Annotated in this window: 18 protein-coding genes and 1 pseudogene; 10 read left to right on the top strand and 9 right to left on the bottom strand. The window is 62.2% G+C overall.

What is annotated here, in order from left to right:
• Positions 1-2 precede the first annotated feature (2 nt).
• From CSV86_RS17200 to CSV86_RS17190, 3 genes are all read right to left on the bottom strand, one after another.
• A complete protein-coding gene (locus CSV86_RS17200; RefSeq protein WP_037061779.1) occupies positions 3-395 on the bottom strand; it encodes an SH3 domain-containing protein in 393 nt (130 codons plus the stop codon).
• Between the two features lie 123 nt (positions 396-518).
• Complete coding sequence (locus CSV86_RS17195; RefSeq protein ID WP_009405117.1) at positions 519-818, bottom strand: YciI family protein; 300 nt, start codon at positions 816-818, stop codon at positions 519-521.
• 1 nt (position 819) lies between these two features.
• Positions 820-1,416, bottom strand: coding sequence for a septation protein A (locus CSV86_RS17190; protein ID WP_009405116.1), 597 nt, complete (start codon positions 1,414-1,416; stop codon positions 820-822).
• A 67-nt stretch (positions 1,417-1,483) separates the two neighbouring features.
• Here CSV86_RS17190 and CSV86_RS17185 point away from each other — a divergent pair.
• The 7 genes and pseudogenes from CSV86_RS17185 to arfB all read left to right on the top strand — a co-directional run bounded on the left by CSV86_RS17185 (position 1,484) and on the right by arfB (position 8,502).
• A pseudogene (locus tag CSV86_RS17185) lies at positions 1,484-2,346 on the top strand (PHP domain-containing protein).
• A gap of 13 nt (positions 2,347-2,359) precedes the next feature.
• The gene (locus CSV86_RS17180; RefSeq protein WP_009405114.1) at positions 2,360-2,989 is read left to right on the top strand and encodes an L-threonylcarbamoyladenylate synthase; all 630 of its coding nucleotides are present in this window, start codon (positions 2,360-2,362) and stop codon (positions 2,987-2,989) included.
• Positions 2,986-3,816, top strand: coding sequence for a segregation/condensation protein A (locus CSV86_RS17175; protein ID WP_009405113.1), 831 nt, complete (start codon positions 2,986-2,988; stop codon positions 3,814-3,816). The genes CSV86_RS17180 and CSV86_RS17175 overlap by 4 nt, the downstream gene beginning before the upstream one ends.
• A 15-nt stretch (positions 3,817-3,831) precedes the next feature.
• Positions 3,832-4,620 (top strand): SMC-Scp complex subunit ScpB, encoded by a 789-nt coding sequence (gene scpB, locus CSV86_RS17170; protein WP_009405112.1) that lies wholly within the window; start codon positions 3,832-3,834, stop codon positions 4,618-4,620.
• A gap of 150 nt (positions 4,621-4,770) precedes the next feature.
• The gene (gene rluB, locus CSV86_RS17165) at positions 4,771-5,832 is read left to right on the top strand and encodes a 23S rRNA pseudouridine(2605) synthase RluB (protein ID WP_009405111.1); all 1,062 of its coding nucleotides are present in this window, start codon (positions 4,771-4,773) and stop codon (positions 5,830-5,832) included.
• A gap of 701 nt (positions 5,833-6,533) precedes the next feature.
• Positions 6,534-7,949: an amino acid permease gene (locus CSV86_RS17160; RefSeq protein WP_009405110.1), complete on the top strand. Its 1,416-nt coding sequence runs from the start codon at positions 6,534-6,536 to the stop codon at positions 7,947-7,949.
• Positions 7,950-8,088: 139 nt separating this feature from the next.
• Positions 8,089-8,502, top strand: a complete 414-nt coding sequence (gene arfB, locus CSV86_RS17155; RefSeq protein WP_009405109.1) for an alternative ribosome rescue aminoacyl-tRNA hydrolase ArfB — start codon at positions 8,089-8,091, stop codon at positions 8,500-8,502.
• An 89-nt stretch (positions 8,503-8,591) separates the two neighbouring features.
• On the opposite strand, the gene CSV86_RS32780 is transcribed toward arfB, so the two are convergent.
• From CSV86_RS32780 to phhA, 4 genes are all read right to left on the bottom strand, one after another.
• The gene (locus CSV86_RS32780; protein ID WP_009405108.1) at positions 8,592-8,723 is read right to left on the bottom strand and encodes a hypothetical protein; all 132 of its coding nucleotides are present in this window, start codon (positions 8,721-8,723) and stop codon (positions 8,592-8,594) included.
• A gap of 250 nt (positions 8,724-8,973) precedes the next feature.
• A complete protein-coding gene (locus CSV86_RS17150) occupies positions 8,974-10,152 on the bottom strand; it encodes an amino acid aminotransferase (RefSeq protein ID WP_009405106.1) in 1,179 nt (392 codons plus the stop codon).
• Positions 10,152-10,508, bottom strand: coding sequence for a 4a-hydroxytetrahydrobiopterin dehydratase (locus CSV86_RS17145; RefSeq protein ID WP_009405104.1), 357 nt, complete (start codon positions 10,506-10,508; stop codon positions 10,152-10,154). The genes CSV86_RS17150 and CSV86_RS17145 overlap by 1 nt, the downstream gene beginning before the upstream one ends.
• 43 nt (positions 10,509-10,551) lie before the next feature.
• Positions 10,552-11,337 carry a phenylalanine 4-monooxygenase gene (phhA, locus tag CSV86_RS17140; RefSeq protein WP_009405103.1) on the bottom strand — a complete coding sequence of 262 codons (786 nt, stop codon included), beginning with the start codon at positions 11,335-11,337 and terminating at the stop codon, positions 10,552-10,554.
• A 272-nt stretch (positions 11,338-11,609) separates the two neighbouring features.
• On the opposite strand from phhA, the gene CSV86_RS17135 reads away from it, so the two are divergent.
• The gene (locus tag CSV86_RS17135; protein WP_009404951.1) at positions 11,610-13,169 is read left to right on the top strand and encodes a sigma-54-dependent phenylalanine hydroxylase transcriptional regulator PhhR; all 1,560 of its coding nucleotides are present in this window, start codon (positions 11,610-11,612) and stop codon (positions 13,167-13,169) included.
• An 88-nt stretch (positions 13,170-13,257) separates the two neighbouring features.
• Here CSV86_RS17135 and CSV86_RS17130 read toward each other — a convergent pair whose 3' ends face one another.
• A complete protein-coding gene (locus CSV86_RS17130; RefSeq protein ID WP_009404950.1) occupies positions 13,258-13,518 on the bottom strand; it encodes a DUF2790 domain-containing protein in 261 nt (86 codons plus the stop codon).
• A gap of 402 nt (positions 13,519-13,920) precedes the next feature.
• Here CSV86_RS17130 and acs point away from each other — a divergent pair, with 402 nt between their 5' ends.
• The gene (gene acs, locus CSV86_RS17125) at positions 13,921-15,876 is read left to right on the top strand and encodes an acetate--CoA ligase (protein ID WP_009404949.1); all 1,956 of its coding nucleotides are present in this window, start codon (positions 13,921-13,923) and stop codon (positions 15,874-15,876) included.
• Positions 15,877-15,963: 87 nt separating this feature from the next.
• Here acs and CSV86_RS17120 read toward each other — a convergent pair whose 3' ends face one another.
• Positions 15,964-16,269, bottom strand: coding sequence for a hypothetical protein (locus tag CSV86_RS17120; RefSeq protein WP_170394915.1), 306 nt, complete (start codon positions 16,267-16,269; stop codon positions 15,964-15,966).
• A gap of 248 nt (positions 16,270-16,517) precedes the next feature.
• Here CSV86_RS17120 and aotJ point away from each other — a divergent pair, with 248 nt between their 5' ends.
• Positions 16,518-17,303, top strand: coding sequence for an L-arginine-binding protein AotJ (gene aotJ, locus CSV86_RS17115; protein ID WP_009399059.1), 786 nt, complete (start codon positions 16,518-16,520; stop codon positions 17,301-17,303).
• Positions 17,304-17,312 lie beyond the last annotated feature (9 nt).

The following is a 17,312-nucleotide window of genomic DNA, read 5'->3' as shown; positions in this document are numbered from 1 at the left end:
ACTCAGTTCAACCATTGCTTGCGCCGTCTGTGGCTGCCGCTGGCAAAGATACCGCAAAGCACGGCGATCAGGGCCACTGCGCCGCCGGTCACGAACCATTGCTGCTGTTCGGTCAGCAGGCGCGGGGCGATGCTGGCCTGGGCTTCCTTGAGCGCCAGCTTCAGGCGCTGGTTTTCCTGGCGCAGGCGCGCCAGCTGGGCGCTTTCGCGTTCGTTGTCGGCGCTGTGCAGTTGCTGGGCCAGGGCCTCGCGCTGGCGTTCGCTGTCCTGCAGGCGCTGCTGCAATTCGGTGATCTGGCTGCCGGCACTCAGTGACAACGGCGTGGACTCTTCGGCCTGGGCGAGCGGGCTCAGCAATGACAGGCACAGCAGCAGGGACAACGGACCTTGACGCATCATGACTCCTGTAATTCAAGACGAATGTTCAGGACGTTGTCGGCAGGGCGATGAGAATAATGAGCAACAGGGAAGATTTAAAGCGTCGACGACGCACCGCCGCCGGGCGGCGCGTCGCACCCGTCACGGCAGGACTTGCTTGAACGGCTTGACGATGACGTTGGCGTAGACGCCGGCGGCCACGAACGGATCGGCCTCGGCCCAGGCCTTGGCGGCTTCCAGGGAAGTGAATTCGGCGACGATCAGGCTGCCGCTGAAACCGGCGGCGCCCGGGTCGTTGCTGTCGATGGCCGGGTGCGGGCCGGCGAGGACGATACGCCCCTCGGCCTTCAGTTGCTGCAGGCGCTCAAGGTGCGCCGGGCGCGCGGCCAGGCGGGCGTCCAGGGAGTTGGCGACGTCGGTGGCGATGATGGCGTAGAGCATGTCATTCCTCGGGTTTGGGAGTGGTGGGATCGCTGTCGTGCAGGTGTCGGGACAGGTAGATACCCTGGGCGACCAGGAACAGCACGGTCATGCCCAGGCTGCCGAAGACCTTGAAGTCGACCCAGTAGTCCTGGAAGGTGAAGGCGACGAACAGGTTGGCCGCGCCACAGAACAGGAAGAAGGCGATCCAGGCCAGGTTGAGACGGTTCCACACGGCGTCCGGCAGGGTCAGGGCGTGGCCCATGATGCGCTTGATCAGCACCTTGTCACCGATGAAGTGACTGCCGAGGAAGGCCAGGGCGAACAGCCAGTTGACCACTGGCGCCTTCCACTTGAGGAAGGTCTCGCTATGGAAGGCCAGGGTCAGGCCGCCGAACACCAGGCAGGCCACCAGGGTCAGCAACTGGCCTTTTTCCAGGCGGCGCTGGCGAATGAACAGGGCGCCGTAGACCACCAGCGAGCTGATGATCAGCACGGCCGTGGCGCTGTAGATACCCCCCAGCTCGAAGTGCTGGCCGGCGAACTCGACCAGTCGCGGTTCGGTCTTGTAGACGATGAAAAACAGCAACAGCGGGATGAAATCGATGAATTGTTTCACAGTGGCAGCCAGGAGCGGGATGTCCCGGCATAATAACAAACCTCAATGAGAGGAAAAGCGTCACCCCATGAATGTTGATCTGCACTGCCACAGCACCGCGTCGGACGGCTCGCTGACCCCCACCGAACTGGTCGCACGCGCTTACGAGCAGGGTGTGCGGGTGATGGCGCTCACCGACCATGACACCCTCGAAGGCCAGCCCGAAGCCCGCCAGGCCATGCACGAGCGCGGCATGCAGTGGGTCAGCGGGGTCGAGTTGTCGTGCACCTGGTCGGGCATCACCATCCATGTGCTGGGCTACGGCTTCCCGCTGGACGCGCCGCCCTTGCTCGAGGCGGTGGAGTCGTTGCACCGCGGTCGCTGGCTGCGTGCCGAAGAGATCTCCCGGCGCCTGGCGGCCAAGGGCATGCCCGGTGCGCTGGAAGGCGCGCGGGCGCTCCAGCAGGCGTTGGGCGACAGCGGCAACGCGCCGGCCCGTCCGCATTTCGCCGATTTCCTGGTCAGCGCCGGGCATGTCAAGGACCGCGCCGAGGCCTTCCGCAAATGGCTCGGTGCCGGCAAGCTGGGGGACGTCAAGCTGCACTGGCCGACCCTCGACGACACCGTCGAGACCCTGCGCCAGTCCGGAGCCTGGGTCAGCCTGGCCCATCCGATGCATTACGATCTTACCCGCAGCAAGCGCCGCCGCCTGATTGCCGACTATATTCAAGCGGGGGCCAGGCTCTGGAGGTGGTCAACGGTATGCAGCCGGCGGAACAGGTCGGCACCTTGTCCATCCTGACCCGCGAGTTCGGTCTGCTGGCCAGTGCCGGCAGCGACTTCCATGGCCCGGGCACCTGGTCGGAAATCGGTGTCTACCGGCCCTTGCCGGAGGATCTGCCACCTCTGTGGCGTCGATTCAAACATGAGCAGCCATCCGCGGACGCCTGAACAGGAAGACAACGTGAGTCAATTTTTCCAGATACACCCGGAGAATCCACAGCCGCGCCTGATCAAGCAGGCGGTGGAGATCATCCGCAAGGGCGGGGTGGTGGTATTTCCCACCGACTCGTCCTATGCCATGGGTTGCCAGATCGGCGACAAGGGCGCCATCGACCGGGTGCGCCGCCTGCGCCAGCTGGACAAAAACCACAACTTCACCCTGATCTGCTGCGACCTGTCGCAAATGGGGCTGTTCGCCAAAATCGATACCGGGCTGTTTCGCCTGCTCAAGGCCCATGTGCCGGGCCCGTACACCTTCATCCTCAACGGCACCCGCGAAGTGCCGCGCCTGCTCCTGCACGAGAAGCGCCGGACCATCGGTCTGCGCGTACCCAGGCATCCAATCACCCTCGCGTTGCTGGAGGAACTGGGCGAGCCGCTGATGAGCGTGAGCCTGATCCTGCCCGGTGATGAGGAAGTGATGACCGACCCCTACGAGATGCGTCAGCGCCTCGAACATCACGTCGACCTCATCATCGACGGCGGCTACGGCGACCTCAAGGCTTCCACGGTGATCAACCTGGCCGACGGCGAGCCTGAAGTGGTGCGGGTCGGCTGCGGCGACCCGACCCCGTTCATGGTCGAAGCGTGAGCGCGGTCGAAACCGTCGAGGCGCCGCTCGATCCCCAGGCCGGTGCCCAGCAGGAACTGCCGCTGGTGATGGTCTATGGCCAGGCCCTGACCGAAATGCCGGTGGACCTGTACATCCCGCCGGATGCCCTGGAGGTCTTCCTCGAAGCCTTCGAGGGCCCGCTGGACCTGCTGCTCTACCTGATACGCAAGCAGAACGTGGATATCCTCGATATCCCGGTGGCGGAAATCACCCGCCAGTACATGGGCTACGTCGAGCTGATGAAGATCGTGCGCCTTGAGCTGGCCGCCGAATACCTGGTGATGGCGGCCATGCTCGCCGAGATCAAGTCCCGCATGTTGCTGCCACGGGCCGAGACCGCCGAGGAGGAAGAGGACGATCCTCGCGCCGAGCTGATCCGCCGCCTTCAGGAGTACGAGCGTTTCAAGGCCGCTGCCGAGGATATCGACCAGCTTGCGCGGGTTGGTCGCGATGTGCTGGTGCCGCAACTGGAGGCTCCGCAGGCCAAGGCGCGCAAGTTGTTGCCGGATGTGATCATCGAAGAAGTGCTGATGTCCATGGCCGAGGTGCTGCGGCGCAGCGACCTGTTCGAAAGCCATCAGGTCAGCCGCGAAGCGCTGTCCACCCGCGAGCGCATGAGCGAAGTGCTGGAGCGCTTGCGCGGCGCCGGCTTCGTTGCCTTCGGCGAGCTGTTCAAGGCCGAGGAGGGCAAGCTTGGCGTAGTGGTGACCTTCATGGCGATTCTCGAGCTGGTCAAGGAACAATTGGTCGAACTGGTGCAGAATGAGCCCTTTGCGCCGATCCATGTCCGGGCCCGGGCAGAGTAATCCACGAGCATCCCAATGAACCTGACTGACCCCCACGACCTGGCGCCGTTGCTGGAAGCCTTCCTGCTGGCTTCCGGCAAGGCGCAATCCCTGGATCGCCTGTTCGAGCTGTTCGAAGAAGCCGAGCGTCCCGAGCCCGAAGTGTTCAAGGAAGCCCTGGAGCTGCTGCGCGAGTCCTGCGAAGGCCGGGCCTTCGAACTCAAGGAAGTGGCCTCCGGTTATCGCCTGCAGATCCGCGAAGACTACGCGCCCTGGGTCGGCCGCCTGTGGGAAGAACGTCCGCAGCGCTATTCCCGCGCCTTGCTGGAAACCCTGGCACTGATCGCCTACCGCCAGCCCATCACCCGTGGCGAGATCGAGGATGTGCGCGGCGTGGCGGTCAACAGCAATATCATCAAGACCCTGCTCGAACGCGAGTGGGTGCGTATCGTCGGCTACCGCGAGGTGCCCGGGCGCCCGGCGATGTTCGCCACCACCAAGGCCTTCCTCGACCACTTCAACCTGAAAAGCCTCGACGAACTGCCACCGCTGGCCGAGCTGCGCGAGATGGAGCCGTCGCCCATGCCGCCGGTCGACCTCGACGATTTGCCGGTTCCGGCCCATCTGCAGGCGCTCGCTGACGCCAGCGCCGACCCGGACGAGCAGCCGCCGGCGGAGGAAACCAGTTTCCGCTCGCTGCTGGTGGAGCTGGACGCCATGGAAGAGGGGTTGAAAACCGACTTCGACGACCTGCTGCGCGATCTCCCGCAAGCCGGCGACGAAGAGCAGCCGGCCGAGGCCGAGCCTGAAGAACCGAGGAACTGAACCGCCGCCGGGCGCAAAGCCCAGCGTGCAACGCGATATCGGTCTACTCTCTGATGCGTTTGCGCCACGATCAGCGTATGATTCGCGGCCTTTTTGGTGCTCGCAGCATCAGGAACCCAGATTCGACTTTTTACACCGGGAGGTGCCCAGATGAGTGAACAAGACCTGCAAGACAGCCCGCCACGTCCGGCCGGGGAAAAACTGCAAAAAGTACTCGCACGCATTGGCGTCGGCTCGCGCCGCGATGTCGAGGCCTGGATCGGCGAGGGCCGGATCAAGGTCAACGGCGTGGTCGCGACCCTCGGCCAGCGTGTCGACCTGCACGACGCGATTTCCGTTGACGGCCGCCTGATCAAGCGCGAAGAAAGCGCGGAGTCCGTGCGTCGCGTGATTATGTACAACAAGCCCGACGGCGAGATCTGCACCCGCGACGACCCGGAAGGCCGCCCTACCGTGTTCGACCGCCTGCCGCGCCCTAAAGAGGGCCGCTGGATCAACGTCGGCCGCCTCGACATCAACACCACCGGCCTGCTGCTGTTCACCACCGACGGTGAGCTGGCCAACCGCCTGATGCACCCGTCCTTCGAGATGGACCGCGAATACGCCGTGCGTGTGCGGGGTGAGGTCGACGACGACATGATCGCCCGCCTGAAAGAAGGCGTGGTGCTGGAGGACGGTCCGGCGCGTTTCACCGACATCCAGGTGGCGCCCGGCGGTGAGGGTTTCAACCACTGGTATCACTGCGTGGTAATGGAAGGCCGCAACCGTGAGGTGCGTCGCCTGTGGGAATCCCAGGGCCTGGTGGTCAGCCGCCTGAAACGCGTGCGTTTCGGCCCGGTGTTCCTCAACTCCGACCTGCCGATGGGCCGCTGGCGCGAAATGAGCCAGGGCGAGATCGACATCCTGGCGGCGGAAGTGGGCCTGACCCCGGTAGCGATGCCGGCGATGAATGCCAAGACCAAGGACAAGCTGGAGCGCATGCAGCGTAAATCCAGCAAGCCGGTGGGCCGTGGCGAGCGCGTGCGCACCCTGCGTCCGGCCAAGGATGGAGCGCCTGCGGGTGAGCGTCCGGCGCGACAGCCGCGTGAAGAGGGCGGGCGCAAGGGCCGTACCACCGTGGCCGAGCGTCCGAGCGATGTACGGCGCAAGCCGGCGGGGGCGCCGAAGCGTTCCGGGCCGGGGGCCGGTCGCGGCAAGCCGCGGTCCGAGTAAGGGGCCCAGGTGTACAAAGAGCCAACCTTCGGGTTGGCTTTTTTGTGCCAAAAGGTCTTGTGGTGTCTATAAGGGCCCCATCGCTGGCAAGCCAGCTCCCACAGGGATCGTTGTGGGAGCTGGCTTGCGAGCGATGGGGCCCTTGCAGGCACTGCATCAGGCAGTGCCTGGAAATATTTTGAACCACCTTGTAAAAAAATCCTTACGCCAATCGGCTCTTTCTTTACCCAATCCCGCCTCCGTCGAAGCCTGTAAACATTCCTTGCCGGAAGCCTCTCTCGATCCCCTTTACGCTTACGTCAATCTCTTGCTCAAGCCCCCGAAAACCGGGCTTGATGTGGCCGACAGCCAAGTGCCTGACCCGCCGCAGAGCGGGACAGAAACAGAACAAAAACGGAGGGCGCGATGTACGCCATTCACTCCCCGAGGCTCCATCTCTCCCGCGGGAACGCTACGTGTCGTTATCAAAACGTTACGCGGCGTGTTGACCCCTGCGTCAATGCAAGGGTATACAGGGCGCCGCGTTTTACCTGTGACCCTTCTGCGTACCGCGCATTCTGGCTGACGCCAGGCTGATCTTCCGGGCTCGTCCGCGGAAACCGCCGCGTCCGGCCCAAGGTAACCACCTTGCCAATTCCGCCGCGCCACGAGCGAGGCGGGTCCGATCCCGTCACAGATAAAAACAACAGGTGACTTCGTTCATGAGTGGAACAACTCCGCATTCAGGTGAGCTCAAGCGCGGCCTGAAGAATCGCCATATCCAGCTGATAGCCCTCGGTGGCGCCATCGGTACCGGCCTGTTCCTCGGTTCGGCCGGGGTGATGAAGTCGGCGGGGCCGTCGATGATCCTCGGCTATGCCATTTGCGGCTTCATTGCCTTCATGATCATGCGCCAGCTCGGCGAGATGATCGTCGAAGAGCCTGTGGCCGGCTCCTTCAGCCATTTCGCCCACAAGTACTGGGGCGGTTTCGCCGGTTTCCTGTCGGGCTGGAACTGCTGGATGCTGTACATCCTGGTGGGGATGTCGGAACTGACCGCGGTCGGCAAGTACATCCACTACTGGTGGCCCGAGATTCCGACCTGGGCGTCGGCGGCGGCGTTCTTCATCCTGATCAACGCGATCAACCTGGCCAACGTCAAGGTGTTCGGCGAGGCCGAGTTCTGGTTCGCCATCATCAAGGTACTGGCCATCGTCGGCATGATCGGCCTGGGCAGCTACCTGCTGGTAAGCGGCAGCGGCGGTCCGGACGCCTCGGTCAGCAACCTGTGGGAACACGGTGGCTTCTTCCCTAATGGTGTCAGCGGGCTGGTGATGGCCCTGGCGATCATCATGTTCTCCTTTGGCGGCCTGGAAATGCTCGGTTTCACTGCGGCCGAAGCGGACAAGCCGAAGACCGTGATCCCGAAAGCCATCAACCAGGTCATCTACCGCATCCTGATCTTCTACATCGGTGCGCTGGTGGTACTGCTGTCGCTGACCCCGTGGAACAGCCTGGTGGCCAATATCGACGCGGCCGGCGGTTCGTACAGCGGCAGCCCGTTTGTCCAGGTCTTCTCGATGCTGGGCAGCAATGTCGCGGCGCATATCCTCAACTTCGTGGTACTGACCGCAGCGCTGTCGGTGTACAACAGCGGCACCTACTGCAACGCCCGTATGCTCTACGGCATGGCCGAGCAGGGCGACGCACCGGCCAGCCTGGCGAAGATCGACAAGCGCGGCGTGCCGGTGCGTTCGATCCTGGCGTCGGCTGCGGTGACCCTGGTGGCCGTTCTGCTCAACTACTTCATCCCGCAGCATGCGCTGGAACTGCTGATGTCGCTGGTGGTCGCGACCCTGGTGATCAACTGGGCGATGATCAGCTATTCGCACCTGAAATTCCGCCAGCACCTGGACCGTACCGGCCAGAAACCGCTGTTCAAGGCACTGTGGTATCCGTTCGGCAACTACTTCTGCCTGGCCTGGGTGGTGTTCATTCTTGGCATCATGCTGATGATTCCGGGGATCCAGGTGTCGGTGTATGCCATGCCGATCTGGCTCGGGGTGATGTGGGTCTGCTACATGCTCAAGAGCAAGCGGATGACGGCTGAAGCTGTTGCAGCTCCCGCTACCAAGTAGGCCGCAATCGCTGGCAAGCCAGCTCCCACAGCGATCGAGTAACCTGTGGGAGCTGGCTTGTCGGACCGCGGCAACGCAGCGATGATTGTCCAGACAACACCGGGTATCCTGCTTGCATCTCCCACCCGGTCCCCTCCGAATGCTCCAACTCTCCAACAGCGTCCACATCCCCGACGAAGAAATCGAGTTGAACGCCATCCGCGCCCAGGGCGCCGGCGGGCAGAACGTCAACAAGGTTTCCAGCGCCGTGCACCTGCGCTTCGACAGCCAGGCCTCCTCCCTGCCGCCGTTCTACAAGGAGCGCTTGCTCCAGCTCAGCGACAGCCGCATCACCCGCGACGGCGTGATCATCATCAAGGCCCAGCAATACCGCACCCAGGAACAGAACCGCGCCGACGCCCTCGAGCGTCTGCGTGAACTGATCCTGGCGGCGGTGAAAGTGGAAAAGAAACGCCGCCCGACCAAACCCACCCTCGGCTCGAAAACCCGTCGTCTGGACGGCAAGAGCAAACGCGGCGCGATCAAGGCCGGGCGCGGTAAGGTCGATTACTGAGGGGAATGCAGCGAAGAGGAGGGAGGTGTTCTTGAGCGTGTGAAAACCGGTCGATCGACCGAGGTTTCCACACGTCCTGTGGTGCGCGGTTATTCCTGGTCGGCGCTCGGCGATTCGTCGCCTTGCTGATCCGCCGACTGCGCGGGTTCAGCGTTGATGGGGGCCGGCTTCTGCTCGACTTGGTTCAGGCTTGGGAAGGGAAGATTCGGGATTTCATGCATCTCGTCGTTCCTCGCAAGGTGGTCGTAGGTGGGAAGTTCACGCCAAAAAAGCGCGTCGGCTCCGGTGAAGCCGGGGGCAGGATACCGCAGTCTGGATGACAGATTGAGGTTTTCCTGTTGATTGGTAGGAAATTTACAACATTAGAGGCAGGGCACGATCACTGTGGGAGCGGGTTCACCCGCGATTGCGATGGTGAATTCATATACGTAATCGCGGGTGAACCCGCTCCCACAGTGATCCGCGTCGTGCTTATTTGCAGACGTCGGCAATAGCCGCAGCCAGCACATCCAGCCGCGCTTCATCCGCACCCGCCACATTGGCCCGCCCGGTCCCGACCATATACACGCTGTGCCGCTCGCGCAGCGCCGCGACCTGGTCTGGCGACAGCCCGGTGTAGGAAAACATCCCGCGCTGTTCGGCAATATGCGCAAAGCGCTCGCTCAATCCGTGTGGCACCAGGGCTTCGACCAGCCCGTTGCGCAAGCGTGCGATGCGCTGGCGCATGGCCTCGACCTCGCTGGTCCACAGGCTTTTCAGCTCGGGATCAGCAAGAATCTCCGCCACCACCGCCGCGCCATGATCCGGCGGTGTTGACCACAGGTTGCGCGCTATGAACGCCAGCTGGCTGCGTACATCCAGCAGCTTCTCAGTATCGGCACAGCAAGCCAGCAGGGCGCCGGTACGCTCGCGATACAGGCCGAAGTTCTTCGAGCAGGAACTGGTGACCAGCAATTCGGGCAGCTCGGCGGCGAACAAGCGCACTGCCCAGGCATCCTCGTCCAGCCCGTCGCCAAAGCCTTGGTAGGCAAAGTCGATCAGCGGCAGCAACGAACGCCGCTTCACTACTTCCAGCACCCGGCCCCAGTCATCCCGCGACAGGTCGAAGCCGGTCGGGTTGTGGCAGCAGGCATGGAGCAGGACGATATCACCCTCGGGCGCCGCTTCCAGCGCAGCGAGCATGCCCGACACATCGAGGCGATTGTCCGCGCCGACATAGGGATAATGCCCGACCTTCAGCCCGGCTCCGGCGAAGATGGTCTCGTGGATCGGCCAGGTCGGATCGCTCAGCCAGATCCCGCGCCCCGGCAGGCAGCGCTGGATGAACTCTGCCGCCAGGCGCAGGGCGCCGGTGCCGCCGGGTGTCTGGGTGGCACCGGCCAGCGCAGAGTCCTTGCCCAGCACCAGTTGGCAGAGCAGGCGTCCAAAGGCGGCATCGCCATGGCCGCCGACGTAACTCTTGCTCGACTGGCGATCCACCAGGCGCTGTTCCGCGATCTTCACTGCCCGGGGCACCGGTGTCAGGCCCTGGGCATCCTTGAAGACGCCCACGCCCAGGTCGAATTTCGCCGGGTTCGGATCCTTGGCGTAGGCCTCCATCAAACCGAGGATGGGATCACCCGGAATCCGGGTGATGGCCTGGAAATGCATCACTTGCGCCCTTCGGCGGTCTTGGCGACCTCGTCGGTGCGCGCAGCCATGATGAAGTCGTTGCGATGCAGGCCCTTGATCGAGTGGCTCCACCAGGTCACGGTGACCTTGCCCCATTCGGTCAGCAGGCCCGGGTGATGGCCCTCGGCCTCGGAGATCTCGCCTACCGCATTGGTAAAGGCCAGGGCGTGCTTGAAGTTCTTGAACAGGAAGACTTTCTCCAGCTGCATGATCGAGTCGCGGACTTCGATGTTCCAGTCCGGAATCATGCGGATCAGTTCCGGCAGTTCTTCATCGCTGACTTTCGGCGCATCGGCGCGGCAGGCTTCGCAGTGGGCTTGGGACAAGGCGTTCATAAGGATCTCTTTTCCGTGGATTGTTATAGGTGTGCAGGGCGGCTCAGGCCGCCTTGGGTGGAAACCTGGGTGCGTGCAGGCCAAGCTGCATGGCGTGCTCGACCATGCCCATGATGTCCTCGTGGGCCAGGTCGAACAGGCGCTTGAGGTTCGGCAGGGTGAAATACACTGGCTGCAGGATATCGATGCGATACGGGGTGCGCATGGCTTCCAGTGGATCGAACGGCTGGTGTTCCGGCTCGCTGGAAAGACTGTAGACCGTCTCCTTTGGCGAAGACAGGATGCCGCCACCATAGATGCGCCGGCCTTGCGGGGTATCGATCAGGCCGAACTCGATGGTCATCCAGTACAGGCGCGCCAGGTACACGCGCTGCTCCTTGGTTGCGGCCAGGCCGAGCTTGCCATAGGTATGGGTGAATTCGGCGAACCAGGGGTTGGTCAGCAGCGGGCAGTGGCCGAAGATTTCATGGAAGATGTCCGGTTCCTGCAGGTAATCCAGCTCTTCTTCCGTGCGAATGAAGGTAGCGACCGGAAAGCGCTTGCTGGCCAGCAGTTCGAAAAAGGTCTGGAAGGGGATCAGCGCCGGCACCCGGGCGACTTGCCAGCCGGTGGTGGCGCCGAGCACCGCATTGATTTCCGAAAGCTGCGGAATGCGATCGTGGGGCAGGTCGAGCTGTTCGATGCCGTCCAGGTATTCCTGACACGCGCGGCCCTCGATCACTTTCAACTGGCGGGTGATCAGGGTGTTCCACACCGCATGTTCGTGCGGCGGGTAATCGATAAAACCGTTCGCATCGGGCTCGCGGGCCACGTATTGCGTCTGTTTCATGCTGCTCTCCTGCTGAGGGCTTTATTGTTGTGTGCGGCTTGCGCCATGCCTTTAGAGATAGCGCCTGGCTCCGTGAATTGCAGCGGTGGGGAAGGGGTACAGACAGGGTGAACGAACGAATTTTGTAACGCAGGCTTTACGGAAAGCGCGCTGGCGCGGAAACACGTGCTCGCTAAGCGCTGGGAATCCCGGGTTTTGTAACGTATTATTTACAAATTTTCCGGCGGTCCAGCAGAAAAATCGCCGCGTCCACCTCCCTTGCAGGACTTTTCATGCGTATCAAAGTGCACTGCCAGAACCGCATCGGCATCTTGCGGGACATCCTCAACCTGCTGGTGGAATACGGCATAAACGTCGCTCGCGGCGAGGTCGGTGGTGAACATGGCAATGCCATCTATCTGCACTGCCCGAACCTGATCAACCTGCAGTTCCAGGCGCTGCGGCCCAAGTTCGAGGCGATCACCGGGGTGTTCGGGGTCAAGCGCGTCGGCCTGATGCCCAGCGAGCGGCGGCACATGGAGTTGAACGCGCTGCTCGGTGCCCTCGACTTTCCGGTGCTGTCCATCGATATGGGCGGGTCCATCGTCGCGGCCAACCGTGCGGCTGCGCAGTTGCTTGGCGTCCGGGTCGATGAGGTGCCAGGCATCCCGCTGTCACGCTACGCCGAGGACTTCGATCTGCCGGAACTGGTGCGGGCCAACAAGGCCCGGATCAACGGCTTGCGGGTGAAGATCAAGAACGATGTATTCCTCGCCGATATCGCCCCGCTGCAATCCGAACACGACGACAGCGAGGCCCTGGCCGGTGCGGTGCTCACCCTGCACCGCGCCGACCGCATTGGCGAGCGTATCTACAACGTGCGCAAGCAGGAACTGCGTGGCTTCGACAGCATCTTCCAGAGTTCGCGGGTAATGGCGGCAGTGGTGCGCGAGGCGCGGCGCATGGCGCCGCTGGATGCGCCGTTGCTGATCGAAGGCGAAACCGGGACCGGCAAGGAGTTGCTGGCCCGTGCCTGTCACCTGGCCAGCCCGCGCGGACAGGCGCCGCTGATGGCGCTGAACTGCGCCGGGCTGCCTGAATCCATGGCCGAGACCGAACTGTTCGGCTATGGCCCAGGCGCCTTCGAAGGCGCCCGCGCCGAGGGCAAGCTCGGCCTGCTTGAACTGACCGCCGGGGGCACGCTCTTCCTCGATGGCGTCGACGAGATGAGTCCACGCTTGCAGGTAAAGCTGCTGCGATTCCTGCAGGACGGCTGCTTCCGGCGTGTCGGCAGCGACGAGGAGGTGTATCTGGATGTCAGGGTTATCTGCGCGACCCAAGTGGATCTGTCCGAATTGTGTGCCCGTGGCGAGTTCCGGCAGGACCTGTATCACCGCCTCAACGTGCTGTCTCTGCATATTCCGCCGTTGCGTGAATGCCTCGATGGCCTCTCGCCGCTAGTGGAGCATTTCCTCGACCAGGCCAGTCGCCAGATCGGCTGCCCGCTACCGCGCCTGGCCCCGGCGGCGCTGGAGCGCCTTGGCCAATATCACTGGCCGGGCAATGTGCGCCAACTGGAAAACGTCCTGTTCCAGGCGGTATCGCTGTGCGATGGGGGAGTGGTCAAGGCCGAGCATATCCGCCTGCCGGACTATGGTGCGAGGCACCCCTTGGGCGAGTTCTCCCTGGAGGGCGACCTGGGGCAGATTGTCGGGCGGTTCGAAAAGGCGGTGCTCGAAACCTTGCAGCATGAATATCCAACCAGCCGGGCATTGGGCAAACGTCTTGGTGTGTCGCATACGACCATTGCCAACAAGTTGCGTGATTATGCGGTCGGCAAGTCTGCCGAGTGATTGAATAGTCGGAGTTTATTAAAGTTTCATTAGTTCTGGCATGGCGCCTCTTTATCGAAAAAGAGGCGCGCCAGCGCTGAACCAAGTGTTAGCCGTTGGAGCAGCCATTACCCATGACGCGGTATTCGAGGATGTGTTTCCGGCCTTGGGAATCTTCATAGGTCATACGCGCCGGAACGACTTCGCAGACGTTCGGGATTTCGCTCATGGACAGGACTTTGGCGATATCCAGGTGTTGCGAGTAACTGTACTGTTCAACCGGAATCTGCTCGGCGCCGTTATTTGCCTGTTCGGCGGCCATGGCCGCGCCGCAAACACTGCCGAGTACCAAAACCAGTAAAGCTTTCATCTTAAATTTACCTGTTCAAGGTCGAATAAGGGGGCGTAGCGCTTGTGGCGCTACGTTGTTGCAAAGTAAAAACGGAATGTTATTCCGGGATTAACTGCCTTCGTGGGGGCTGTTACCAAACGTTAATCTCGTTGCCGTTGCTGGCGAGGTGAATTCTAGGGGCTGACATCAAACTGAAACAGCCAGCGTTTTGATAAACACTGTTGGCAGAATCCGTAACAATCGCCGGGAAAAGCCTGGCAATGTCTCGTCGATAAAGCGGAACGCCCGTGCCAGAGCGGCTTTTCGGTCAGAAGTGGCGAAAAGACCATGCCGTTACTACCAACGTCGAATGGTCTGGATGGCTCTGGTACAGTTAAAACGAGGTCATACAAAAACAACTATTACACCGAGGTAACAAAGATGAGTGCGGCTTCCCTGTACCCCGTTCGTCCCGAGGTTGCGGCGAATACCCTGACCGACGAGGCTACCTACAAGGCCATGTACCAGAAGTCAGTGGTCAACCCGGACGGCTTCTGGCGTGAGCAGGCCCAGCGCCTCGACTGGATCAAGCCCTTCACCAAGGTCAAGCAGACCTCCTTCGACGACCACCATGTCGATATCAAGTGGTTCGCCGACGGCACCCTGAACGTATCCTACAACTGCCTCGACCGGCACCTGGAAGAACGTGGCGACCAGGTCGCAATCATCTGGGAAGGCGATGACCCTTCCGAACACCGCAACATCACCTATCGCGAGCTGCACGAGCAGGTGTGCAAGTTCGCCAACGCCTTGCGTGGCCAGGACGTGCACCGTGGCGACGTGGTCACCATCTACATGCCGATGATCCCCGAGGCCGTGGTCGCCATGCTGGCCTGTGCCCGCATCGGCGCAATCCACTCGGTGGTCTTCGGTGGCTTCTCCCCGGAGGCCCTCGCCGGTCGCATCATCGACTGCAAGTCCAAGGTCGTCATCACCGCCGACGAAGGCCTGCGCGGCGGTCGTCGCACGGCGCTCAAGGCCAACGTCGATGACGCCCTGACCAACCCCGAGACCAGCAGCATCCAGAAGGTCATCGTGTGCAAGCGCACCGGGGCCGATATCAAGTGGAACCAGCACCGCGACATCTGGTACGAAGACCTGATGAAAGTGGCCGGCAGCGTCTGCGCGCCGAAGGAGATGGGTGCCGAGGAAGCACTGTTCATCCTTTACACCTCCGGGTCCACCGGCAAGCCCAAGGGCGTGCTGCATACCACCGGCGGCTACCTGGTATACGCCTCGATGACCCACGAGCGCGTATTCGACTACCGTCCGGGCGAGATCTACTGGTGCACCGCCGACGTGGGCTGGGTCACCGGCCACAGCTATATCGTCTACGGGCCGCTGGCCAACGGCGCCACCACGCTGCTGTTCGAAGGCGTGCCGAACTATCCGGACATCACCCGTGTGTCGAAGATCATCGACAAGCACAAGGTCAACGTCCTCTACACCGCGCCGACCGCGATCCGCGCCATGATGGCCGAAGGTCAGGCCGCCGTTGCCGGCGCCGACGGTTCGAGCCTGCGCCTGCTGGGCTCGGTGGGCGAGCCGATCAACCCCGAAGCCTGGAACTGGTACCACCAGACCGTCGGCAAGGAGCGTTGCCCTATCGTCGATACCTGGTGGCAGACCGAGACCGGCGGCATCCTCATCAGCCCGCTGCCCGGCGCTACTGCCCTGAAGCCGGGCTCCGCGACCCGTCCGTTCTTCGGCGTGGTACCGGCGCTGGTGGACAACCTGGGCAACCTGATCGAAGGCGCTGCCGAGGGCAACCTGGTGATCCTCGATTCCTGGCCGGGTCAGGCGCGTTCGCTGTATGGCGACCACGACCGCTTCGTCGACACCTACTTCAAGACCTTCCGTGGCATGTACTTCACCGGTGACGGTGCCCGTCGCGACGAGGATGGCTACTACTGGATCACCGGGCGCGTGGACGACGTGCTCAACGTGTCCGGGCACCGCATGGGTACGGCCGAGATCGAAAGCGCCATGGTCGCCCACCCGAAGGTCGCCGAGGCGGCGGTGGTCGGCGTGCCGCACGACATCAAGGGGCAGGGCATCTATGTCTACGTCACCCTCAATGGTGGCGAGGAGCCGAGCGAGGCGCTGCGTCTCGAACTGAAGAACTGGGTGCGCAAGGAGATCGGGCCGATCGCTTCGCCGGACGTCATCCAGTGGGCGCCGGGGCTGCCGAAGACCCGCTCGGGCAAGATCATGCGCCGCATCCTGCGCAAGATCGCCACGGCCGAGTACGACTCCCTGGGCGATATCTCGACCCTGGCCGACCCGGGTGTGGTGGCGCACCTGGTGGAGACGCACAAGACCATGAATGTGGCTTGATGCTTTGAGCCGGTGCTGATGGCCTCATCGCTGGCAAGCCAGCTCCCACAGGGTTTGTGTTGATCACAAGACCTGTGGCCGGCGCGGTCACTGTGGGAGCTGGCTTGTCGGATCGCCGCACCGCAGCGATAGGGTCATCAGCCCCAACACAAAAATTGAGAGAAAAAAGCCCAAGGCCCCGTAGGCAACCAGCCTCCGGGCCTTGGGCTTTTTTGTTACTTCGACTTTCATCGGTAACCTTTCCCACACGGCTTTCGTACAAAAACGGGGCGGAAGGAAACGGCTTTGCTCGGTCATGGTGCATGGAAAGATGAAATTTCCGACACCCAAACGGCTGGACTTGCCGTGGTACAAGGCTTTGCCAATAATGGGCCCGGTTATTGCTTCAGTCATGGGTTATTTGTTTTTCGCTTTTGCATATTCCTCCGAAACTGTCAATATCTCCCGACCGCTCTTCAAAGGCTTCTGTAACTACTTGTCGCTTTGAAGAAATATCGGCTTCCGAGCTGTCGTTAAAATGCCGATCACTCGCTCGTGACGCCTGACCCGTGGTCCGGTCCCGCGCAGCTCTGCGTTGTACTCATTCGCATAGTGGGCAGTTGTACTGCCTGGCATTGCCCTTTACCGATTGGAGTTCCCAGATGAAGAAACTCGCATTGCTTGGCGCACTGGCGCTGTCCGTGTTTTCCCTGGTGTCCGTGGCTGACGAAAAACCGCTGCGCATTGGCATCGAAGCCGCCTACCCACCCTTCGCCTCGAAAGCTCCGGATGGCAGCATCGTCGGCTTCGACTACGACATCGGCAACGCCCTTTGCGAGCAGATGAAGGTCAAGTGCACCTGGGTCGAGCAGGAGTTCGACGGCCTGATCCCGGCGCTGAAGGTGCGCAAGATCGACGCCATCCTGTCGTCCATGTCGATTACCGAGGATCGCAAGAAATCGGTCGATTTCACCAAGCGTTACTACCTCACCCCGGCCCGCCTGGTCATGAAGGACGGCACCACCATCAGCGACAGCCTGAGCGAGCTGCAAGGCAAGAAGATTGGCGTGCAGCGTGGTTCGATCCATGACCGCTTCGCCAAGGAAGTGCTGGCTCCGAAGGGCGCCACCATCGTTCCTTATGGCACCCAGAATGAAATCTACCTGGACATCACCGCCGGCCGCCTGGATGGCACCGTGGCCGATGCTACGCTGCTGGAAGACGGCTTCCTGAAGACCGACGCTGGCAAGGGCTACGCCTTCACCGGCCCGGCCTTCACCGACGCCAAGTATTTCGGCGACGGTATCGGCATCGCCGTGCGCAAGGGCGACAAGGAAAACCTGGAACGCATCAATGCTGCCATCGACGGCATCCGCGCCAGCGGCAAGTACAAGGAAATCCAGGACAAGTACTTCAACTTCGATATCTACGGTCCGGAACCCAAGTAACCGCTGTCC

This window comes from Pseudomonas bharatica CSV86, assembly GCF_000319305.2.
Taxonomy (GTDB): domain Bacteria; phylum Pseudomonadota; class Gammaproteobacteria; order Pseudomonadales; family Pseudomonadaceae; genus Aquipseudomonas; species Aquipseudomonas bharatica.
This window is presented reverse-complemented; position numbering and strand designations above follow the sequence as displayed.